This is a genomic window from Trabulsiella odontotermitis (genome assembly GCF_030053895.1).
Taxonomy (GTDB): domain Bacteria; phylum Pseudomonadota; class Gammaproteobacteria; order Enterobacterales; family Enterobacteriaceae; genus Trabulsiella; species Trabulsiella odontotermitis_C.
Genome location: NZ_CP125781.1, coordinates 2,885,548 through 2,906,797 on the forward strand (window position 1 = coordinate 2,885,548; position 21,250 = coordinate 2,906,797).

The 21,250-nt window shown below is 54.9% G+C and carries 19 protein-coding genes; 1 reads left to right on the forward strand and 18 read right to left on the reverse strand.

Going from position 1 to position 21,250, the window contains the following annotated elements; genetic code table 11:
- Positions 1 to 39: 39 nt before the first annotated feature.
- From cpsG to QMG90_RS13945, 15 genes are all read right to left on the reverse strand, one after another.
- Positions 40 to 1,410, reverse strand: coding sequence for a colanic acid biosynthesis phosphomannomutase CpsG (gene cpsG, locus QMG90_RS13875; protein ID WP_283280224.1), 1,371 nt, complete (start codon positions 1,408 to 1,410; stop codon positions 40 to 42).
- Between the two features lie 137 nt (positions 1,411 to 1,547).
- Positions 1,548 to 2,984, reverse strand: a complete 1,437-nt coding sequence (gene cpsB, locus QMG90_RS13880) for a mannose-1-phosphate guanyltransferase (protein WP_283280225.1) — start codon at positions 2,982 to 2,984, stop codon at positions 1,548 to 1,550.
- 3 nt (positions 2,985 to 2,987) lie between these two features.
- Positions 2,988 to 4,211, reverse strand: a complete 1,224-nt coding sequence (gene wcaI, locus QMG90_RS13885) for a colanic acid biosynthesis fucosyltransferase WcaI (protein ID WP_283280226.1) — start codon at positions 4,209 to 4,211, stop codon at positions 2,988 to 2,990.
- The gene (locus QMG90_RS13890) at positions 4,208 to 4,687 is read right to left on the reverse strand and encodes a GDP-mannose mannosyl hydrolase (protein WP_283280227.1); all 480 of its coding nucleotides are present in this window, start codon (positions 4,685 to 4,687) and stop codon (positions 4,208 to 4,210) included. Before QMG90_RS13890 ends, wcaI begins: the two co-directional genes overlap by 4 nt.
- A gap of 2 nt (positions 4,688 to 4,689) precedes the next feature.
- The gene (gene fcl, locus QMG90_RS13895; protein ID WP_283280228.1) at positions 4,690 to 5,655 is read right to left on the reverse strand and encodes a GDP-L-fucose synthase; all 966 of its coding nucleotides are present in this window, start codon (positions 5,653 to 5,655) and stop codon (positions 4,690 to 4,692) included.
- A gap of 3 nt (positions 5,656 to 5,658) precedes the next feature.
- On the reverse strand, positions 5,659 to 6,780 hold the full coding sequence (gene gmd, locus QMG90_RS13900) for a GDP-mannose 4,6-dehydratase (protein ID WP_283280229.1): 1,122 nt from the start codon (positions 6,778 to 6,780) through the stop codon (positions 5,659 to 5,661).
- A gap of 20 nt (positions 6,781 to 6,800) precedes the next feature.
- Positions 6,801 to 7,355 (reverse strand): colanic acid biosynthesis acetyltransferase WcaF, encoded by a 555-nt coding sequence (gene wcaF, locus QMG90_RS13905; protein WP_038162864.1) that lies wholly within the window; start codon positions 7,353 to 7,355, stop codon positions 6,801 to 6,803.
- Positions 7,356 to 7,370: 15 nt separating this feature from the next.
- On the reverse strand, positions 7,371 to 8,117 hold the full coding sequence (gene wcaE, locus QMG90_RS13910; RefSeq protein ID WP_283280230.1) for a colanic acid biosynthesis glycosyltransferase WcaE: 747 nt from the start codon (positions 8,115 to 8,117) through the stop codon (positions 7,371 to 7,373).
- Between the two features lie 13 nt (positions 8,118 to 8,130).
- Positions 8,131 to 9,354, reverse strand: a complete 1,224-nt coding sequence (wcaD, locus tag QMG90_RS13915) for a colanic acid polymerase WcaD (RefSeq protein WP_283280231.1) — start codon at positions 9,352 to 9,354, stop codon at positions 8,131 to 8,133.
- Entirely contained in the window at positions 9,329 to 10,546 is a 1,218-nt protein-coding gene (wcaC, locus tag QMG90_RS13920) for a colanic acid biosynthesis glycosyltransferase WcaC (protein ID WP_283280232.1), read from the reverse strand. The genes wcaD and wcaC overlap by 26 nt, the downstream gene beginning before the upstream one ends.
- The gene (gene wcaB / locus QMG90_RS13925; RefSeq protein WP_283280233.1) at positions 10,543 to 11,034 is read right to left on the reverse strand and encodes a colanic acid biosynthesis acetyltransferase WcaB; all 492 of its coding nucleotides are present in this window, start codon (positions 11,032 to 11,034) and stop codon (positions 10,543 to 10,545) included. Before wcaB ends, wcaC begins: the two co-directional genes overlap by 4 nt.
- On the reverse strand, positions 11,034 to 11,876 hold the full coding sequence (gene wcaA, locus QMG90_RS13930) for a colanic acid biosynthesis glycosyltransferase WcaA (protein WP_283280234.1): 843 nt from the start codon (positions 11,874 to 11,876) through the stop codon (positions 11,034 to 11,036). The genes wcaB and wcaA overlap by 1 nt, the downstream gene beginning before the upstream one ends.
- 75 nt (positions 11,877 to 11,951) lie before the next feature.
- Entirely contained in the window at positions 11,952 to 14,114 is a 2,163-nt protein-coding gene (gene wzc / locus QMG90_RS13935) for a tyrosine-protein kinase Wzc (protein ID WP_283280235.1), read from the reverse strand.
- Positions 14,115 to 14,116: 2 nt separating this feature from the next.
- Positions 14,117 to 14,560 (reverse strand): low molecular weight protein-tyrosine-phosphatase Wzb, encoded by a 444-nt coding sequence (wzb, locus tag QMG90_RS13940; protein WP_283280236.1) that lies wholly within the window; start codon positions 14,558 to 14,560, stop codon positions 14,117 to 14,119.
- 5 nt (positions 14,561 to 14,565) lie between these two features.
- Positions 14,566 to 15,699, reverse strand: a complete 1,134-nt coding sequence (locus QMG90_RS13945; RefSeq protein ID WP_283280237.1) for a polysaccharide export protein — start codon at positions 15,697 to 15,699, stop codon at positions 14,566 to 14,568.
- Positions 15,700 to 16,388: 689 nt separating this feature from the next.
- Between QMG90_RS13945 and QMG90_RS13950 the strand changes: the two genes are divergently transcribed.
- On the forward strand, positions 16,389 to 17,966 hold the full coding sequence (locus tag QMG90_RS13950; RefSeq protein ID WP_283280238.1) for a TerC family protein: 1,578 nt from the start codon (positions 16,389 to 16,391) through the stop codon (positions 17,964 to 17,966).
- Between the two features lie 35 nt (positions 17,967 to 18,001).
- On the opposite strand, the gene asmA is transcribed toward QMG90_RS13950, so the two are convergent.
- The 3 genes from asmA to udk all read right to left on the reverse strand — a co-directional run bounded on the left by asmA (position 18,002) and on the right by udk (position 21,186).
- Positions 18,002 to 19,846, reverse strand: coding sequence for an outer membrane assembly protein AsmA (gene asmA / locus QMG90_RS13955; RefSeq protein WP_283280239.1), 1,845 nt, complete (start codon positions 19,844 to 19,846; stop codon positions 18,002 to 18,004).
- 26 nt (positions 19,847 to 19,872) lie between these two features.
- On the reverse strand, positions 19,873 to 20,454 hold the full coding sequence (dcd, locus tag QMG90_RS13960) for a dCTP deaminase (RefSeq protein WP_038162824.1): 582 nt from the start codon (positions 20,452 to 20,454) through the stop codon (positions 19,873 to 19,875).
- Positions 20,455 to 20,544: 90 nt separating this feature from the next.
- Positions 20,545 to 21,186 carry a uridine kinase gene (udk, locus tag QMG90_RS13965; protein WP_054180260.1) on the reverse strand — a complete coding sequence of 214 codons (642 nt, stop codon included), beginning with the start codon at positions 21,184 to 21,186 and terminating at the stop codon, positions 20,545 to 20,547.
- Positions 21,187 to 21,250 lie beyond the last annotated feature (64 nt).

Genomic DNA, 21,250 nt, shown 5'->3' on the forward strand with positions numbered 1-21,250 from the left:
CTGTTCAGAGATCCCCCTCCCGTCCGGGAGGGGAAGGATTTACTGTTTCAACAGCGCCAGAATGTCCTTTGTTCGCGCTTCCATCAGCGCCGGATTGCCGCGTGATTCCACGTTCAGTCGCACCACCGGTTCGGTGTTCGATGAACGCAGGTTGAAACGCCAGTCGGCATACGCCACGCTGATGCCGTCGGTACGGTCAATCTCCAGCGCATCCTGAGCGAAGTGCTGTTCGACCCGGGCAATGGCTGCCGCAGGTTCCGCCAGCGTGCTGTTGATTTCGCCGCTCGCCGGGAACGCTGCCATGCGGTCGCGCACCAGTTCGCCGAGCGTCTGCCCCTTCAGGCACAACAGTTCGGTGACCAGCAACCACGGGATCATCCCGCTGTCGCAGTAGGCAAAATCTCGGAAATAGTGATGGGCGCTCATTTCGCCGCCGTAGATGGCGTCTTCCTGGCGCATGCGCTCTTTAGTAAACGCGTGACCGGTTTTGGACATCACCGGCGTGCCGCCCGCGGCACTCACCACATCCACGGTATTCCAGGACAGACGCGGGTCGTGAATGATCTTCGCACCAGGGTTTTTCTCAAGGAACGCTTCCGCCAGCAGGCCAACAATGTAGTAGCCCTCAATGAACTGGCCGTTTTCATCGAACAGAAAGCAGCGGTCGAAATCACCGTCAAAGGCGATACCCATGTCCGCGCCATGTTCAATGACGGCGTTGCGGGTATCGGCGCGGCATTCCGGCAGCAGCGGGTTCGGAATACCGTTGGGGAAATTGCCATCTGGCGTGTTATGGACCTTAATGAAGGTCACCGGCACATTGTGGGACTGGAAGCGGGCTTCCAGGGCGTCAATCACCGGGCCTGCCGCGCCGTTGCCGGAGTTAATTACCAGCTTCAGTGGCGTCAGGTTGCGGGTATTGATGTAGCCGAGCAGGTGGTCAATGTAGGCATCACGCAGGTCGATTTTCTGATAGCTGCCGCGTTTCGTTTCATCTACCGGCGGGAAATCATTGGCTTCCGCCAGACGCTGCACGTCGCGCAGGCCGGTGTCGCCGCTGATGGGGCGCGCGCCTTCGCGCACCAGCTTCATGCCGTTATAGTCCATCGGATTGTGACTGGCGGTCACTTCAATGCCGCCGTCCACGCCGAGGTGGAATGTGGCAAAGTAAATCTCTTCGGTACCGGACAGGCCGATGTCGAGCACGTCAACGCCCGCGTCGCGCAGGCCTTTTGCCAGCGCCAGTTTCAGCGTTTCGCTGGTCAGGCGCACATCGCCGCCGAGGACGATGGTTTTCGGTTTCAGGTATTCGCCATACGCGCGGCCAATGCGCCACGCGATATCTTCATTCAACTCTTCACCCAGCTTGCCGCGAATATCGTAGGCTTTAAAACAGGTCAATTTTGTCATGGTTTTACCCTTTTTCAGGCAACAGTGAGCCCTGACCCTCGCAGGTCATTTTTTATTGAGTTGTTTTCATCGCCGGATGGCGATGCGCCACTCCGTAGGCCCGGTAAGCGCAGCGCCACCGGGCAAGGTAATGCGCGCTAAACGCGTCCGTACCGATCCGCAAATCGCACGACGTCATCCTCTTCGAGGTACGCGCCGGAGCGGACTTCAATCAGGTCGAGCGGGATCTTCCCGGGGTTTTCCAGACAGTGGGTCGCACCGAGCGGGATATAAATCGACTCGTTTTCTCCCAACAATTTGATTTCATTATTGATAGTGACTTTGGCGGTACCGGCCACCACAATCCAGTGCTCCGCACGGTGGTGGTGCATCTGTAATGAGAGTCCCTCACCCGGCTTCACGGTAATGCGTTTCACCTGATAGCGTTCGCCGGAATCGATGGAGTCATATTTCCCCCACGGGCGATACACTTCACGGTGGATATGGTGCTCGTGGCGACCATCGGCTTTAATTTGCTCCACCACTTTTTTTACATCCTGCACAGCGTTGCGATCCGCAATCAGCACCGCATCTTTGGTCTGCACCACGACCAGATCTTTCACTCCGACGGTGGTCACCAGACCAGATTCCGCATACACATAGCTGTTTTCAGTTTTATGGCTGATCACATCGCCATGATGCACATTGCCTTCGGCGGTATGGGCGCTGATTTCCCACAGCGAAGACCACGAGCCGACATCGCTCCAGCCTGCGTCCATCGGCACCACCACCGCGTCCGCCGTGCGTTCCATCACCGCATAATCGACAGACTCTTCCGGACAGGCGAGGAACGCCGCTTCTTCGACGCGAATAAAGTCGAGATCCGGGTCCGTCACGTTCATGGCGTTTTCGCAGGCGTCGAGAATATCCGGGCGGTATTTTTTCAGCTCTTCGAGGTAACGTCCGGCGCGGAACAGGAACATGCCGCTGTTCCAGTAATATTCACCGCTGGAGACATACGCCTGCGCAGTATCAAGATTCGGTTTTTCGACAAACTGCGCCACTTCAAACGCCACCGCATCTTTTTCGCCAGGGCAAACCTCGCCGCGGCGAATGTAGCCGTAGCCGGTTTCCGGCAGATCCGGCACGATGCCGAAGGTCACCAGTTTGCCGCTTTCCGCGTAGGGCATCGCGTCGCGCACCGCAGCGCGGAAGGCATCTTCATTCTGAATGACATGATCCGCCGCCAGCACCAGCATCAGCGGATCGTTATCCGGACAACTGCGTTTTGCCGCCAGCGCCGCCAGGGCGATCGCCGGGGCAGTATTGCGTCCTGCCGGTTCAAGAATAATGTTTTCCGTCAGCTTGTTGAGCTGACGCAATTGTTCGGCCACGATGAAGCGATGCTGCTCGTTGCAGATCACCACCGGGCTTTCGCATTCCACGCCGTTGAGACGGTTAATCGTCGCCTGCAGCATGGTCAGTTCCCCTTTCAGGCAGAGAAACTGTTTGGGATAAAGCACACGGGACAGCGGCCATAAACGGCTGCCGGAGCCACCGGCCATCACGACGGGAAATAACTGTGACTGACTCATTGTTTAACCCCGAATATCAGCAATAAATTGGCTCAGCACGTTCTCTTTTTCGAGCGTGCGTTCAGCGTACTCGTGCGCCAGCCGGTTCTCTTTCGGCAGCGCCAGCGCGCGTTCAATTCCTGTCACCAGCGCCGGAACGGACTCCGGCTCGACGCAAACCGCGATCCCGGGAATGGCGTTGCATAACTGCCCCAGTTCGGTTTCCGCCTCGGCGGTGATCACCGCATTGCCGCCGACCGCGAGAATGTTCGTCAGCTTCGACGGCAGCACCGCATCAGCGGCGCCGCGTTTCTGGATAACCAGATGGCAATCGCCCATTTTCAGTAGCGCGGGCAGCGCTTCATACGGTTGTAGCGGCAAAAAGCGCACGTTGTTTAAACCGCGTTCTGCCGCCAGCTTTTCCAGCCGCGCTTTTCCGCCGCCCTGCCCGACAATCACAAACAGCCATGGCTGGTGTTGCAGTTGCGAAGCAGCGTCAATGACACTCTCCAGCCCCTGCTTTTCCCCGATGTTGCCGGAATAAAGAATGATTTTTTGATCGGCAGGTAATCCCAGCTGTTCGCGCAATACCGCCACCTGCGTCGCGCTGACGTCGCGAAAACGCGCCACTTCTGACCAGTTGGGGAAGAAAATCACTTTCTCCGCAGGAACGCCTTTCTCCTGCGCTTTGTTCATCATCGAACGAGAAATCGTGGAGACGTTGTCGACGTGGTGCAGGCCGCTGCGCTCAAAGGCGCTGGCCAGTTTCGCCACTTTGCCGCCATTGCTCTTTCCGGCCATACCGAGACCGAGCATGGCATCAACTTCGTAATCCTGAATATGCAGTAACGTACGCGCCCCGGAAAGTTTCGCCAGCAGGCGCATGCCCGGTGTGCAGAACAGCGTCGGCACCACACCGATAATGCGGTCTGGTTTCCAGCGTCGCTGAGCCATCAGCGGGAAAAAGCTACTGAGCGCAAAACTGCCGAGATGCAATAATCGTTTCAGCGTTGAAGGCTGTTTCGGCACATACAGCGGGCAGCGCCAGACGGTGGCGTCACCCTCTTCCCGGCGGTAGCGCCAGGCGGAATACCGTTCGCCGACTTTCCATTCCGGGTAGTAAGGCGGTGCGGTGATCACCCGCACTTCATGGCCCTGACGGGCCATCCACTCAACCATCTCCCCGGTGTATTTGCCGATGCCGGTTAGCTCGGGAGAATAATTAATGCCGTAAACCAGAATCTTCATAGTCCCGGCACCTCAGCGCGCTTCTCCACGAGGAAGTAGGCGCGGCTGTTGTCGTGCACGTTATCGGCGGCCAGCAGTTCCGCTGACGTCAGCCAGCGGTAGTCGTTATGCTGTTCGACCGGTAAATTCAGCGCGTCTGCGTCCACTTTCAGACGGAAGCCGAGCACCACATAGTGGGTGGTGAAATCGGTGCCGGAAAAATTGTCGTCATAGAAATGTTGCCAGACACCGTAAAACTCCCCTGCCGACATCGGCAGGCGCAGGCCCAGCTCCGCATCGGTCAGACGGGCAAAGGCGTCAGCGAGCGTCTCGTCCTTCTGCACGCGCCCGCCCGGCACGAACCAGTAGCCCTGTGCCGGACGGTTATTGCGTTTCCCGAGCAGAAATTCCCCACGCGCGTTCTCGACGATCAAATCAATAGAGATGAGCGGCGTTGAACGCACCACGGTGGCAAAATCTTCGTGCTTAAGAAACATGGTTACCCCCGGAAACGCTGCTGGTTTTCAAGGAACCACTGGTACGTACTGGCCAGCCCTGCCTCAAGGGTGATTTCGTGATACCAGCCCAGTTGATGCAGACGCGACACGTCCAGCAACTTGCGCGGCGTACCGTCTGGTTTCGAGGCATCAAACACGATGCGGCCTTTGTAGCCCACCACCGTCGCGATAGTTTGCGCCAGTTCGCGAATGGTGCAGTCAACGCCGGTACCGACGTTAATGTGCGACAACATCGGCTGGGTGTTTTCTTTCCACACCTCGCTGTCGAGTTCCATCACATGGATGCTCGCTGCCGCCATGTCGTCAACATGGAGGAACTCACGCATCGGCGTACCACTGCCCCACACCACCACATCCGGCGCATTCTCCTGCGTGGCTTCGTGGAAGCGGCGCAGCAGCGCCGGGATCACATGCGAGTTGCTCGGGTGGAAGTTATCGTTCGGCCCGTACAGGTTGGTCGGCATCACGGAGCGGTAGTCGCGACCGTACTGGCGGTTGTGAGACTCGCACAGTTTGATCCCGGCGATTTTGGCAATCGCATAGGGCTCATTCGTCGCTTCCAGCGTGCCCTGTAGTAGTTCGCTTTCCGGAATCGGCTGTTTCGCCAGTTTCGGGTAGATGCAGGAGGAGCCAAGGAACAACAGCTTATCCACGTTGTGCATATGTGCGGCGTGAATGATGTTGCTCTCAATCATCATGTTCTCGAAGATGAAATCCGCTGGGTACGTGTTGTTGGCGACAATACCGCCTACTTTCGCCGCCGCCAGATACACCTGGTCAATGCGTTCTGCTTCAAAGAACGCATTCACTGCGTTGCTGTCGAGCAGGTTGAGCTCATCACGGGTGCGCAGAACCAGCTCCACGTCATCGCGTTGCTCAAGCTGCCGGGCGATGGCCGAGCCCACCATCCCCCGGTGGCCCGCCACAAAAATACGTTTTCTGGTCATGGATCAGGACTCCATCGCGATGGCGACCTCGTAGCCGTGGGATTTGAGCAGGGAATGTTTCTTCGCCGCTTCCAGATCTTTAGCCACCATTTCAGAAACCATTTCCTGCAGGGTGGTTTCCGGTTTCCAGCCCAGTTTTTCGTGTGCTTTGGTCGGGTCGCCGAGCAGGGTTTCCACTTCCGCCGGACGGAAGTAACGCGGATCCACAGCCACCATCACATCACCCGGTTTTACACCCGGCGCGTCGTGACCCGTAACGGAAACCACGATCCCTTTCTCGTCCACACCAGTACCTTCGAAGCGCAGTTTGATACCGAGTTGCGCTGCCGCCATTTCGACAAACTGACGTACGGAATACTGCACGCCGGTGGCGATGACGAAATCTTCCGGCTGATCCTGTTGCAGCATCATCCATTGCATTTTGACGTAGTCTTTGGCATGACCCCAGTCACGCAGGGAATCCATGTTGCCGAGATACAGGCACTTCTCCAGACCCTGCGCGATGTTGGCGATCGCGCGGGTGATTTTGCGGGTCACGAAGGTTTCGCCACGGCGCGGCGATTCATGGTTGAACAGAATGCCGTTGCAGGCGTACATGCCGTAGGATTCACGGTAGTTAACGGTGATCCAGTAGGCGTACAGTTTCGCTACGGCATACGGAGAGCGCGGGTAAAACGGCGTGGTCTCTTTCTGCGGAATTTCCTGCACCAGACCGTACAGTTCAGACGTGGAGGCCTGATAGAAGCGGGTTTTCTTTTCCAGACCGAGGAAGCGAATGGCTTCCAGCAGACGCAGGGTACCCATCGCATCAACGTCGGCGGTGTATTCCGGGGATTCAAAAGAAACCGCAACGTGGCTCATGGCGCCCAGGTTGTACACTTCATCCGGCTGCACTTCCTGCAGGATACGGGTCAGGTTGGAGGTATCCGTCAGGTCGCCGTAATGCAGGTGGAATTTCGGGTTGCTGGTATGCGGATCCTGATAAATGTGATCAACGCGTTCGGTGTTGAACGAGGAAGCACGACGTTTAATCCCATGAACTTCATACCCTTTTTCCAGCAGCAGTTCTGCCAGATACGAGCCATCCTGTCCGGTTACGCCGGTGATGAGAGCGACTTTTGACATAATTATATTCCTCTGTTTTATCAGGGTTGAGTTGTTACCACGCGTTCGCGCGTCACCACTGCGGGGTTGCCACGGCAAATCGCATTTGCCGGTAGCGATTTAAATACGCTGCTGCGTGCGCCAACGACGGTGCCATCACCAATCGTCACGCCCGGCGCGACAAACACATCTGTCGCCAGCCAGCATTTTTCGCCAATCACAACCGGCGTCGCGTTAATATCAAAGTGCGCGCTGGAATAATCGTGACTGCCGGTACACAAATAACATTTCTGCGAGATGACAGAATTAGCACCAATCGTTATCTCGCCAAGCGTATATAAAACCGCGTCATCGCCGACCCAGGCATAGTCACCGAGGGTTAATTTCCACGGATAAGTAATTTTTACCGACGGACGAATGACTACGTTTTTTCCGATTTTTGCGCCAAATAAACGAAGCAGGAAAGCGCGCCAGCGGTAAAGTATTTGTGGCGACCAGGCAAATAATGTTGCCTGAACAGCCCACCACAGTTGCACCTTAATACCATTCCCGCCCCGGAACCCTTTCGGCACGGAGAAGCCGCTTAACTCTTGCATAAGTTTTCCCGATATTTATATTTTGTTATATAACGCTTTGGTTTTACCGGTGGTACGCAACCGCATTAAATAAGACAATTCTGCCCAGAAGCCTGGCACCCGCAATATTTTGCGCTGCACGTTTTTTGCATCCTGACATAATTCAAGGTTATTCGAGGTAGATACGCCGCCCATCGAGAATTCAGAAACCAGACCTTTCACACGCTTAAACGGATAGCCCGATTTATACATCCTGGCGGCCAGCGCGTAATCCGATGAGACACGGTATTGCAGATCGTAGGGGTGATTTTTCAGTCCCGTTACCGGGAAAAAGATAGCCTGATGGCTGGCCGGCAGACTGTGATAAATATACCAGCCCGGTTTTGCCCCGCGACGAATTTTCGTGCCATCGCCAAAATCTAACAGCGCATCGCCGATATACATCGCATTGTCTTTTTTGTTCGCCAGCTGACGAACGAAATGGGCAATATCCTGATGGAAAACGTCGCCGGAATTAAGGAAGATCGCGAACTTACCCTGCGCCATGGCGATGCCTTTATTCATGGCATCATACAGGCCATTGTCGCGTTCGCTGACGTAGCGTAAGTTGTACTCACCGTTAAGGTTTTTCAGATATTCTGCGGTACCGTCGGTTGAGCCACCATCCACCACAATCCATTCGAAATCGAGGTCGGTTTCGCGCGCCAGATGCGCCAGTGACGCTTTCGTTTTCACGACCCCGTCATAATTGCGAAACGCCACGGTAATAATGCTCAGCAGCATATTCGTTCCCACCTCATACTTTGTGCACAATATTCAACGCTTTGCGCAGAATAAAAGGACACACAATTAAAAACGCATATTCCGGGCTAAATATTGAACCGGTAAAAAACAGCGACAGTGGCGTAAAAAGATACAATTGCACGCCGAAATTCTGGTTATTGCCAAAGGCGTTAATCGTCATTTTTGCAATCTTAACCAGATACCATGCTGTCAGTATTACCGCGAACCAGGAAAAATAGATAATTAACAGATACAAGCCATTATCTATTGTTTTACCGACATCGGCACCGTTAAAGATTCCGAATGATGCAACATATTCGTAAAGAGAACCAAAACGCACCACGCCATCAATATGGGTCAGGGAATAGCCCACCATCACCAGCGGACCGATAATTCGGTAGTAAGATGATGAACCTTCAGTGCCCAAATCGCCGAGTCGTGTTGAAATATACGGGAACGCGAAAATCACCCCCAGCAAAAAAACAGCCAATGAGATAATCGCCAGCGGCAATTTCTTACGAATCGCCTCTTTATTCAGATACTGGAATGCCCATTCCAGCAGGTAAAACAGGATAAATGTCATCACTCCTGAAAACGATCCTGAAAGAACTATCCCTGCAAGAATCATAGCATCGGTCTTTGGGGTTTTGATACCAAACTGTTTGATGCTGAGCCAAATTGAGATTAGTGCCAGAGCAAAAAATGCCGGTTCGAAATAAAGCGCGGTGGTTCGCTTACCGCCAAATTTGATAAAGTTCAGAACATAGCTGTTACTGTAAATAAGATATTTCGAAATCGACTCCATTAAACTGCTGCCGCCGCTGAGGATGATCTGCGCCATCTCTGCCGCCGCCAGCATCACCACCAACCCCACCACCACATAAAAGAAACGCAGAATCTTGCGGTAGTTATGTGGCGAGATGGTTTTGAAGCGAATGCTCCACACCATGCCGATGATGATTACGATGTAGATAAACAGCATGGTCGAGGTGACATATTTGCTGGCATCCAGCGACTGACCGAACAGATAGTTGAAAGCGGTCAGTCCGGCACCTGCGCCCAGCGCAATCATCAGCTTTTTCAGATTCAGGCGTTCGACATACAACAGCAACAGCACAGGCAGGAAGGTCACGATGGTGATCGGAAAACTCTCGCCCAACTGCGCCAGTTTGACGTTAACCAGCAGGTAGATTAACGGCAGCAGCAGATAGCTACAGACTCTGATAGAACGAGACATATTCCTCCAGCATCTGTTGTCCACTGTAGGCCTTGCGGCTGCGGTCGCGAAACGCCTGCAGCGAATCGCCAAACACCGCCTGCGCCAGTTCCGCTTTCGGCAGCGTCACCAGCTGTAACACCTCGTCGTTGCCAAACGTCCGGCCGCCCGATTTCTGCAACACTTCCTGCGCTGCCTCGCTGTGCGTGGCAATCACCGGCACGCCAATAGACAGCGCTTCGCAGAGAATTAACGGGTAGTTATCCACGCGGGAACTAAACAGTAACGCGTCGAGCTGATTCAGTTCATTCATCAACTGGCGCTTGTCGGTGAGAAAACCGTGGTTGATGACGTTTTTTCCCTCAAAAGGTGAAAACTTGCCGAAGGTATGGACTTCAACGGCTTCGCCAAGCGCGATGATGTCACGCACCAGTTGCTGACTGGTTTTGCCGTCGTAACGCAGATCGTGCGCCACCACCGCGATTTTCGGTTTACCCGCCGTCGCCGTCAGCGGCGTTAATTCGGCGAGAATCGCTTCGGTCGCCACGTCGATGCCGTTGTTGATGATTCGGCAACGCCCGTCGCCGTACAGGCTGTTAAACGCGTCCGCAACGTGCTGGCTGGGTGAAATAAACTGGCAACCGAGAGCCAGCATGTTGCGAAATAACTGCCGCTTGCCTTCCACCAGCTGATGTGCGCGGTCAATTTTCACTGGCGGATAGTTGCTCAGCGTCGGGCATTTCTGACAGCCGGTTTTCCAGCCGTCGCAGCCGTCAAGGAACGCACAGCGCCCGGTCACGCTCCAGTGATCGTGCAGCGTCCAGACAAAGGTCACATCGCCTTTATGCGCTTTCACTTTCTGGCAAAAGCTGACCACCTCGTCGAGATTCAGCCAGTAGCTGTGCAGAACATGAAAATGGAGCACCACCGGCCCGCGGGTGCGGGTCACCGTGCGGTAAAGATTATTGAGATTGCCAAACAGGTCGCGGTTGAACAGACGGAACAGCGCCAGGTTGGCCATTGAAGTGACGCGCGCTGTCTGCTTGATCACCTGCGGATAACTATCATGGCTGACGCTTTTCTTACCGCCTTTGCCGTAACCGTAGACAAACTGTGAATGCAGCCCTTTTTGCAACGCGCGCTGGTGTAAATCCAGCGCCACGCCCGCAGCCCCGCCTTCGGCGAGACGCACGTTAAATTGTAAAATATTCATTTAATGACCTTCACTCGCGCTTTTTCGCCCACCACCAGCGCGTTGTCCGGCACGTCGTCCAGCACCACGCTGCCCGCGCCGACGGTGACGTTATTACCGATTGTGATGGCGCCAAGAATGATGACGTTAGCGCCTAACTCGACACCGTTGCCGATCACCGGACAGGTCAGGCTGTCTGCGCCACGGTTACCGATGGTGACGCCATGGCGCACGGTAAAGTCGTCGCCCGCGACCACGTTTTTGTTGATGACCACGGCATAGCCATGGTGAATGGTAAAGCGACGACCAATAGTCGCAGCGGCCTGAATCTCATAGCCAAACAGGCACTCGGTGATGATGCGGTACAGGACCAGCACCGGCGCGGCCCAAATATTGTTGATGATATTTTTCTTGCGCCACACCGAACAGAAATGGGCCACGCGATAGGCCAGCACCATGCAGCAGGGGCGCAAACTCCAGCTGTTTGCGCGGCAATCTTCCAGTAGCATTATTTCCCCCGCAGCCCGTCAGCCAGACGTTTGCCGTTACGCAGCGAAAAGAGTGTCAACAGCGTGCGCCACTTCATACGCTTGTTGCGGATCTGATAGAGCGTAAACAGCTGATACTTTTTGCTGGCACGGTCGAATTTATCTTTGTGCTTGCGATAGAAATGGAAGTAACCGGAAAATTTCTTCGGCGATGAGGTGATCTGCATTTCGCCGTGGTTGATGTGCAGGATCTGCGTCGCCTCTTCGACTTTCCACGGTTCGCCATACGCCACCACCATGCGCAGAAAAATGTCGTAATCCTGCGCGGCTTTCAGTTGCGTATCGAACAGTGATTCTTTAAAGCGCCACGCCCAGCTAAAGACCTGGTTACCAATGATATTGCGTTTATAAAACAGCTTGCGGGAGTATGGCGACTTCGGGTACAGCGGCAGGCTCGCCGGTTGTGAGTAAACTTCGCCCTCGCAAACGTAATCATCGGCATAGAGAAAAGCGTGCGTCGTCAGCTGATGCTTGTGTTCGAGAAAGACCGACAGACGGTTCGGCGTCCATTCATCATCATCATCGATGCCGGTGATGTAATGCCCTTTCGCCTGCAAAATCGCCTGATTGCGCACCGCGCAGGCGCCGGAGTTGAAATCATTACGGGTGTAGTTCACGCGCGGATCGTTCAGTTCGGCGACAAACTGCGCCAGTTGTTCGAACGAGGCGGAACAGTCATCCACTATCATCAGTTCCCAGTGCGGATAATCCTGACGAAGAACAGATTTAATCGCACGAATGGCCAGCTGTTGCCGGTTCCATGTCGGCATATAGATTGAAATAAGCGGACGATGATTGGTCATTATGTTCCCCGGTTGGTATCTGACCCTTCGCCCTGCCCTCATCCTCCAGGACGAGGGTCAGGGAGAAGGGAAAACTTATTTGTTGTCAGACTTATATTCGTACTCGTAGTAACCGTAATCCTGATAACCCGTCGCCCGGCGGAAGATGGAGTTGAGGATCACCCCGCGTACTTCGATGCCGTTCTGTTCGAAACGACCGAGGCTGGTTTCCACCTCTTTCAGGGTGTTGACCGCGTAGCGCGCCACCATCAGCGTGGTGCCAGCCAGACGACCGACCACGGCGGCGTCGGTGACAGCCAGAATCGGCGGGGTATCGATCAGCACCAGGTCGTAGTTGCTGCTCGCCCACTTAACCAGCTCGGCGAAACGCTCGCTCATCAGCAGTTCGGATGGGTTCGGCGGCACCTGACCGCGCGGCACCAGATCGAAATTGTTGATGGCGGTCTTTTTGGCACAACCCGCGATATCCGCTTTGCCCACCAGAATCTCCGACAGGCCGTTGACGTTGGTCGTACCGAGCAGTTCATGCGTATAGCCTTTGCGCATGTCACAGTCGATCAACAACACGCGCTTGTTGGTCTGGCTGATCACCGCCGCCAGGTTGGCGCAGACAAAGGTTTTACCGATTGACGGGCTCACCCCGGTCAGCATCAGGACGTTATTTTTCGCCTGCATCATGGCGAAGTGCAGGCTGGTGCGCAGGCTGCGAATCGCTTCAATCGCAAGGTCGGTCGGGTTACCCACCGCCAGCAACTGACTCTGCTTGTAGCGCTTAACGCCGCGGATGGTTTTGACGCTGTCATGGGACTTCTGCCATTCCGACAGTGGGATGCTGGCGTAAACGCTGATCCCCTGCTCTTCCAGGGCCTGCGGGCTTTCAATACCGCGGTTAAGCAACGCGCGCAGCAGTACGCCGACAATGGACAGCATCAGGCCGAGGATCAGGCCGCCGAGGATGATCAGCGCCTTTTTCGGCTTCAGCACGCCAGGCTGCGTGATTGCATGGTCAACGATGCGCACATCACCCACGGTGCTCGCTTCCTGAATCTTCAGCTCCTGCTGTTTGTTCAACAGTTGCATATAGACCTGCTGGCCCGACTCAACATCACGCGTCAGACGCACAATCTCCTGCTGCGTTTTCGGCATCGCCGTCACGCGTTGATTCAGGTTCGCCTTTTCTTCTTCCAGCGCCTGACGTTTTTCCAGCAGTGTCCGGTACGCCGGGTGACGTTTGGTGTAGAGCTTGGAAATCTCCGCCTCTTTGAAGGTCAGCTCGTTAAGCTGCGCGTCGATGTTGACCATCGAATCGAGCACTGATTTCGCTTCCAGCGGCAGGTCGACCGAGTCTTTTTCCTGACGGTAGGCGTTGAGTTTGTTTTCAGCGACATCAAGGTGGCTTCGCACTTCCGGCAGTTGGCGGGCGAGGAACGCCAGACTTTTCCCCGCTTCTTCTGACTTGCGCTCAACGTTCTGCTCAAGGTAGTTGCGGGTGATGTTGTCGAGAATAGTGCGGATCTGCTCACGGTCTTCGCCAACAAAGTTCAGGCTCAGGACGCCGGTGTCTTTGCCTGTTTCGGTGACCGTCAGGTTATTCTGCAGGTTGTTGATCATCCCCAGCGTGGAGAATTTGGTAATGGTAAATTCGCCGCCAGTTTCCGCGTTAATACCGCTCACCAGCAACGTGACGCCGTCTTTGCTGAGCGGTTGACCGACGTCACCGCGGGCGCTGAAGCCTCCGTCGCTGGTCAGCAGGTACTGTTTCGGCCCCAGCACTTCAAGCGTAAAGACCTGCTCTTTCATGCTGGCGGGCAGCGTAAAGGTTTCCACATGAACGGTATCGTTCTGCCGTCCCATCAGGCGATCCCAACCCGCGCCGAAGATCGGGAAGGTGATTTTGGTGACGCTGATATCGAGGTTCAGATCGTCAACTGTTTTGCCCAGCACCAGACGCGAGCGAATCAACTGGATCTCCGCTTCCGAGGCGGGCGGTTTGCTGTTGAGCGCCGAGTTAATATCCTGCACCAGTGAGCTGCCGGCGTTCTGTTCTATCTGTACCAGCGCATCGGCGCTGTAGATGGGAGTGGCAAACAGCGTGTAGACCACCGCCGCCAGGCCAAACAGCGCTGTCGTCCCCAGAACCCACCATTTCGCCTCAATGACCGTGCCTATCAGGCGTCCGATATCAATTTCATCATTGCCCGTGGCCTGCGGGGCAGCGTGTTTTACTTTTTCTGTCATTGTTATCCCTGCTGAGCTTTGAGTGCCTGTGCCCACTGACGGGCGGACTGATCGAGTAAGGAGTACACCGCTTCGAAAGCGTCACGGCTCTTGCGGTACGGATCGGGGATTTCGCGTTCATCATCCCAGTGACCGAACAGCATGACTTTGCCGCGCATCTCCGGGGCCATGTCGCACAGGCGCGTAATGTGCCGCTTTTCCATAGTCAGGATCAGGTCATAGTCCCGACACATCCGTCCGGAAATTTGCCGCGCGCAATGCCCTTCAAGCGAGATGTTGTGAGCAGCGGCGACGCTCGCGGCTGAGTCATCTGCCCCGTTACCCACCAGCGCCCCCAGACCCGCTGACTCGACGGTCAGCGAAGGGTGATAGGTTTTCAGCAGACGTTCTGCGGTCGGGGAACGGCAGATGTTTCCCACGCAAACGACCAGTATTTTGTTAAACATGCGCATTACCACGTATGGATGTCTTTTGCTGTATCCGTCATGTAGCGAACGCCACTGATGGTTGGCAGCAACTGGTTGATCAGACGGTTCCAGCGGGCAACCGGTGCGGTCGTGACATACACCACGTCATACGGCTGCAACACGAAGTTGGTGGCCATGACCAGGGATGTCGCATCGGACATATCGAGCTGGTAAACGTTGGCAATCTTGCCGTTTTTGTCCTGCTGTAGCGGACGGATCACGAAGATGCCGCTGGCGTTGGAAGTCGTCATGTCGATGCCTTCCGCCTGGCCCAGCGCTTCGGTCAGAGTCATGCCGCTGAAGTCCATTTTGAGGGTGCTCTGTTTCTTCACTTCACCCATCACGAAGACTTTCAGATCGTCATTGCGCGGCACGAACAGAATGTCGCCCGGGTAGAGCAGCCGGTTCTGGCTGAGATCGCCGTTTTGCATCAGCGCCTGCAGCGAAATGCGCTGCTCACGGCCATTATGGGTCAGCACCACGTTGCGCCAGTCTGCGGCTTCTGTCAGACCGCCCGCGGCGTTGATGGCATCCAGTACGGTCAGCGGCACGTTGGTGATTGCCTGTTGCCCGGATTTATTCACCTGCCCGGAGACGTAGGCTTTCTGCGAGCGGAACGCGGCGACGTTAACGTCAACCTGCGGGTCATTGATATAGGCCGCCAGACGCGAAGTCACCTGTGAACGAATTTCGGCCAGCGTTTTCCCGGCCACCTGCACTTTGCCGACGTACGGATAGAAAATTGAACCATCAGGCTGTACCCAGTTACCGGTGTCACTCGAGCTGCGGTACTGACCCGCAGGGGTCGTGAGTTCGGGGTGATCCCAGACCGTCACGTTGAGGACATCGCCCGGCCCTACCCGGTACTGGTAATTGTTTAACTCCTGATCCAGCGACATATTGGGTTGCGCCACATTCGGTCGAGGGCGTAATTGGTCAATCAGTCGCGGGGTCAGCGGATAAACATTCACCATTCGGTCAATGTCAAAATCAGCATCTTGCTGTTTGATCACGTCTTTACCGAAGGTAGACATATTGCTGCCGGGAAGGACAGTACAACCACTCATGAAGGTTACCGACACCAATAATGGCATCAATTTTAGTTTGGATTTCATCATTGATTATTTATCACTTTGGCAGAAAATTATCCTGTGCGAATAAAATATAACGTTCTTTTTTCCATTCTTAGTTGAAGCAGAATGCATTTAATCGAAACGCAATATAATTGGTATCTATCCTAAAAAAGACGTTATTTACTCGCAGGCTATTGACAGAATAATCGAAGCAGGTTGTCACGCCTTCAGGCACGCTACCGCCCTTGGCTTTCAGTTACCAATCCACTGTTAAATCAAATAATTAAAAGATACAACCCTGCTTCACAGGGCTTACCAGAGAATATTCCTGAGGCATATTGTGAAATCATTTTCAGGCTTTCATATGACAGCAATGAAAGAGGCAAAAGATTATTACTCACGATATGCTGGAAGAATTGTTGCAGCTAAGCCAATATCAGGCAAGGTAACAACCTCCCTAAATGGAGTTTTTAAGATTAATATTAAGCGCTCATTTTTATACTTTTAGGATTTTATTTATATTGACAATTTGCGAGCGTTCTTTTTCTCTAAGAAAATTTCCGTTTAACGATACAAAAAGGTGATAATAAATGCCTGAAACAATAAGGTTATATTGGTACCGGCGGAATTAGTTTATTGAGATAAATCTCAGGTAAAGATTGCATTTCAACTCCGCTTTATCCATGATCTCCTTGTGTCATTTTTTTTACGTTACGAAAGGTATTAATCCGTATATGGAATGGATCGCCGATCCCTCAATCTGGGCCGGTCTGATGACGCTGATTGTCATCGAACTGGTATTGGGTATTGATAATCTGGTGTTTATCGCCATCCTCGCTGAAAAGCTTCCGCCCGGGCAGCGTGACCGCGCCCGCGTGACAGGGCTGATTCTGGCGATGTTGATGCGTTTGCTGCTGCTGGCTTCTATCTCCTGGCTGGTCACCCTCACTAAACCGCTGTTCAGCATTCGCGATCTCAGCTTCAGCGCCCGCGACCTGATCATGCTGTTTGGTGGGCTCTTTCTGTTGTTTAAGGCCACCGTCGAATTAAATGAAAGGCTCGAAGGGAAAGACAGCGAAAATCCGACGCAGCGACGAGGAGCAAAATTCTGGGCTGTCGTGACGCAGATAGTGGTGCTGGATGCGGTCTTCTCGCTGGATTCAGTGATCACCGCAGTCGGGATGGTTGACCACCTCGCGGTGATGATGGCGGCGGTGATTATCGCCATCAGCCTGATGCTGCTCGCCAGCAAGCCGCTCACCCGCTTCGTCAATAACCACCCGACCATTGTCATTCTCTGTCTCAGCTTCCTGCTGATGATCGGCTTCAGTCTGATTGCCGACGGTTTTGGCTTCCATATTCCGAAAGGCTATCTGTACGCGGCGATTGGTTTCTCGGTGATGATCGAAGCCCTCAATCAGCTGGCGATTTTCAACCGCCGCCGTTTCCTGTCAGCGAACCAGTCGCTGCGCGCCCGCACCACGGAAGCAGTCATGCGCCTGTTAAGCGGGCAGAAAGAGGATGCGGAGCTGGATGCCGAGACCGCCTCGCTGATTGCCGACCACAACGACAGCCAGTTGTTTAACCCGCAGGAGCGGTTGATGATCGAGCGCGTGCTGAATCTCAATCAGCGCACCGTCAGCAGCATCATGACCTCGCGCCACGACATTGAGCATATCGACCTCAACGCGCCGGAATCAGAGATCCGCGCGCTACTGGAGAAAAACCAGCACACCCGTCTGGTGGTCACCAGCAATGACGATGAAGAAGATCTGCTGGGCGTGGTGCACATCATCGACCTGCTGCAACAGTCGCTGCGCGGTGAGCCGCTCAACCTGCGGGTGCTGATTCGCCAGCCGCTGGTCTTCCCGGAGACACTGCCACTGCTGGCTGCGCTGGAGCAGTTCCGTAATGCACGCACTCACTTTGCGTTTGTGGTCGATGAATTTGGTTCGGTGGAAGGGATTGTCACGCTGAGCGACGTCACAGAGACCATCGCCGGGAATCTGCCTAACGAGGCTGAAGAGATCGACGCCCGGCATGATATCCAGAAAAATACCGATGGCAGCTGGACCGCTAACGGCCATATGCCGCTGGAAGATCTGGTGCAGTTTGTGCCAATTCCCCTCGACGAGAAGCGGGAATACCACACCATTGCTGGTTTGCTGATGGAACATCTGCAGCGGGTGCCGCAGGCGGGAGAAGAAGTGGTCGTGGATGGCTTTACGCTGAAAACGCTGGAGGTGGAAAACCACCGTGTGCAGCGGGTGCAGATTTTCCCACCGCAAGAAACGCCTGATTACGAAGTCTGAAAACCACCGGACGGCTCAGCGCCGCCCGGTGGTCATCACAGTTTTTCCAGCAGCTTTTTCACGTCCTGACTGCTCTGGCTTCCTTTGTTCTTATCGGCCCAGTCGTTCAACCGGCGCTTCATTTCATCCTGCAGTTGTTTACGCAACACCTGGTCGACCTGCAGACTGTAGTTCAGCGACTCCCACGGACCGTACACGCGCAGCGGGATGGCGGTCTGTTTCAGCATTTCCACCAGCTTACTGTCGCCTTTCCAGCCTTCCAGCACGCGAACGTTGAAACGCATATCGCCCTGCTCTTTCATCAGGTCCAGCGAACCCTGTCCGGTCAGTGCCAGCAACGCGGACTGTCCGTCCATATTGCTGAGCGTCAGTACGCCATTGTCGAGTTGCAGATCGCTGGCGAGCTTATCCAGTCGGGTTGCTGTTTCGTAGTTTTCCTGCGCCTGCACGTTGGCGCTGCGCTCTACCGCCTGCTGCACGAGTTGCTGGAAGTTGAGGCCTTCGGCGCGGGTGTTGAGCATCTCAACGTGCCCTTCGCCCTGCCAGTTGCGGCGGAAATCATCAGCGTCAATTTTGCTGCCGCTGAAATCCCCGGCGAGCGTCATTGAGCCTGTCAACTGGATCGGGTAATCAAACGCTTTCAGAATGGTGCCGATTTCAACGTTGTCCAGCTTCGGCTGAAACTCAACCTGCACGTCATTGCGGCGCGCGTCGAGTGTCCCTGGCAGTGAGATTTGCCCGTCGCCAAGCCGCCCCTGCAGTTCGGCAATCGTCAGCAAACCCGACTGGTTGCTGAGATCGCCGCTCACCTGGCTGAAATTCATGCCGCGCCACAGGATCTGGTTCGCTTTCAGTTTGATGGCCGCAGTAAAGCCCCGTAAACCGCTGTAATCAGGCTGCGGATTGCCATCGGCAATCACCGGGCGCTGCTTGACCGGGCTTTGCCCCTGCTGCGTCACGTTGTTGTTTGTTGAGGCGCTGGCAGGTGACAGGAGATTATCCAGATTGAGTTTGTCGAACTGCAGATCCAGCGCCCATTCAGGACGGTCCGCCAGCACTACATGCGCCTCACCGGTAACGATACTGTCGTTCGCCGTCAGATTGAGCTTACTGAAACCGAGCGTTTTGCTCTCTTCCTGCCAGCTAGCCAGCAGGCTACCCTGACCGGTGATGCCCTGCGCCGGGAGATCCGCGCCCTGGAACTGCCAGTTAAGCTGGGTCAGGTTCGCCGACAGGGTGTGCGGATAGTCGCTGCCGTCGATATCGGCGGTGAAGGAGAGCGCCAGGTCACGCTGGTCGCGATTGACCCGGCCGGCAAATTCCATCGAACCTTTATGCTGTTCGTCCTGCTCCATCTGCAAACGGATGTCACGGACGGTCACCAGCTCGTCGCTGTCGTGCTGGAACACCAGCACGCTGTCCGCCACTTTCAGTTTCGCGATATCAAATGACCAGCCGCGATCTTCCGCCACTTCCGGCAAAGTGTTTTCTTTTGGTACGACGGGCGCGTCCTGTCCGCGCACCGCTTCTGTCTGCGGGGTGAGCTGGATCACCGCCCCTTTCAGCATCACCTGGCGCACCTGCAACTGGTGAGAGAGCAGCGGCAACAGCGAGACATCAAGACGCATGTTATCCGCGCGCACCAACGGTTCGCTGGCGCCGGGCGCGGTGAGCGACATTCTGCCGGAGAGAATGCTGAGTTGCGGCCAGACGTGCCAGCGCAGCGGCCCGTCGAGTTGTAACTGATAGCCGCTTCGCGTTTCGACCTGTCGCACCATATAGGCGCGGAAATCATTAGGATTGACCAACAGCACCAACGCAGAGAGACCGGCGATAATCACCACCAGTAAAATCATCAGCGTCGTCAGAAGTCGTCTCATGGCACCCTCAATACAACTGAGCGAACTCAGTCCTTATCAATACGGCTGGCAACAGCACCCTGCTGATCACGATACTTCGCATCTTCACGGCGGTTATACGGGCGCGCAGCCGGACCGGACAGCGGTTCAAAACTCAACGCGCCGATCAGCATCCCCGGACGCAGCGCCAGCGGCAGCTTACCGGAGTTATAGAATTCCAGCACAATGCACCCGGACCAACCGGGATCGATGCGGTGCGCCGTGACGTGAACCATTAATCCAAGACGCGCCAGCGACGAGCGCCCGTCCAGCCAGCCGACCAGATCAGCAGGCAGCGTGACGGATTCATACGTCACCGCCAGCGCCAGTTCGCCCGGGTGGAGGTAAAACGCGTCACCTTCAGCCAGCACAATCTCTTCGCTCATGACGCGATCCAGCGCCGCGCTCACTTCCGCTTTCGGCCCGCTCAGGTCGATAAACGCCGCGGTATGACCACTAAAGGTGCGGAATTTATTGCCCAGACGGACATCCACGGTGGCGCCGTTGATACGCTCAACGGGCGGACGCGGGGTAATCGACAGGCGGCCTTCGTCCAGCCAGGCTTCTATATCTCGGTCACACAGACGCATGCGCATTCTCCTTTCGTGCATCGCGCCCTTACCGTTTCAGGGCATAAGGGCTAAACAGATTCTCTCTGAACGTTACACAATTCACGGGGTTTATTCAAAAAACTGGCTAATTTTCGCTTTCAGGATATCAATCGCAATGCGGTTTTTACCGCCGCGCGGCACGATGATATCCGCGTACTGCTTTGACGGCTCAATAAACTGCAGGAACATCGGGCGCACCGTTTTCTGGTACTGCGCCATCACCGAGTCCATCGAACGCCCGCGCTCGTTTACGTCGCGACGGATGCGGCGCATCAGGCAGATATCAAGTGGGGTATCCACAAAAATGGAGAAGTTCATTTCTTCGCGCAGACGCGCATCAGTCAACAGCAGAATACCTTCAAGGATGATGACTTTTTTCGGCACGACGTGAACCGTCTCTTCCATGCGGGTGTGTTCAACGTAGCTGTAAACCGGGAGTTCGATGGGATTGCCGCGCTTGAGCATTTGCAGATGCTGGAACAGCAGGTTGTGATCCATCGCGTTCGGATGGTCGTAGTTGGTTTTGACACGTTCTTCCATCGACAGATGACTTTGATCTTTGTAATAGCTGTCTTCAGGAATGACGCCAATGTGCTCATCACCAACCTGTTCACGTAATTCGCGGTAAAGCGTACTGGCAATAAGACTTTTTCCGGATGCCGATGCGCCTGCGATACCTACGATGACGCACTGATGAGACTTCTCAGTCATATATTTTTGCGACCTGATTAACCTGGAGTTTTGGAAGGGCGACGCCGGAGCGTCAAACGCGGCA

Bases quoted from the DNA above. Each gene is read 5' to 3' on its own strand.
- cpsG (WP_283280224.1), bottom strand. From the start codon at position 1,410: ATGACAAAATTGACCTGTTTTAAAGCCTACGATATTCGCGGCAAGCTG.
- cpsB (WP_283280225.1), bottom strand. From the start codon at position 2,984: ATGAGTCAGTCACAGTTATTTCCCGTCGTGATGGCCGGTGGCTCCGGC.
- wcaI (WP_283280226.1), bottom strand. From the start codon at position 4,211: ATGAAGATTCTGGTTTACGGCATTAATTATTCTCCCGAGCTAACCGGC.
- QMG90_RS13890 (WP_283280227.1), bottom strand. From the start codon at position 4,687: ATGTTTCTTAAGCACGAAGATTTTGCCACCGTGGTGCGTTCAACGCCG.
- fcl (WP_283280228.1), bottom strand. From the start codon at position 5,655: ATGACCAGAAAACGTATTTTTGTGGCGGGCCACCGGGGGATGGTGGGC.
- gmd (WP_283280229.1), bottom strand. From the start codon at position 6,780: ATGTCAAAAGTCGCTCTCATCACCGGCGTAACCGGACAGGATGGCTCG.
- wcaF (WP_038162864.1), bottom strand. From the start codon at position 7,355: ATGCAAGAGTTAAGCGGCTTCTCCGTGCCGAAAGGGTTCCGGGGCGGG.
- wcaE (WP_283280230.1), bottom strand. From the start codon at position 8,117: ATGCTGCTGAGCATTATTACCGTGGCGTTTCGCAATTATGACGGGGTC.
- wcaD (WP_283280231.1), bottom strand. From the start codon at position 9,354: ATGTCTCGTTCTATCAGAGTCTGTAGCTATCTGCTGCTGCCGTTAATC.
- wcaC (WP_283280232.1), bottom strand. From the start codon at position 10,546: ATGAATATTTTACAATTTAACGTGCGTCTCGCCGAAGGCGGGGCTGCG.
- wcaB (WP_283280233.1), bottom strand. From the start codon at position 11,034: ATGCTACTGGAAGATTGCCGCGCAAACAGCTGGAGTTTGCGCCCCTGC.
- wcaA (WP_283280234.1), bottom strand. From the start codon at position 11,876: ATGACCAATCATCGTCCGCTTATTTCAATCTATATGCCGACATGGAAC.
- wzc (WP_283280235.1), bottom strand. From the start codon at position 14,114: ATGACAGAAAAAGTAAAACACGCTGCCCCGCAGGCCACGGGCAATGAT.
- wzb (WP_283280236.1), bottom strand. From the start codon at position 14,560: ATGTTTAACAAAATACTGGTCGTTTGCGTGGGAAACATCTGCCGTTCC.
- QMG90_RS13945 (WP_283280237.1), bottom strand. From the start codon at position 15,699: ATGATGAAATCCAAACTAAAATTGATGCCATTATTGGTGTCGGTAACC.
- QMG90_RS13950 (WP_283280238.1), top strand. From the start codon at position 16,389: ATGGAATGGATCGCCGATCCCTCAATCTGGGCCGGTCTGATGACGCTG.
- asmA (WP_283280239.1), bottom strand. From the start codon at position 19,846: ATGAGACGACTTCTGACGACGCTGATGATTTTACTGGTGGTGATTATC.
- dcd (WP_038162824.1), bottom strand. From the start codon at position 20,454: ATGCGTCTGTGTGACCGAGATATAGAAGCCTGGCTGGACGAAGGCCGC.
- udk (WP_054180260.1), bottom strand. From the start codon at position 21,186: ATGACTGAGAAGTCTCATCAGTGCGTCATCGTAGGTATCGCAGGCGCA.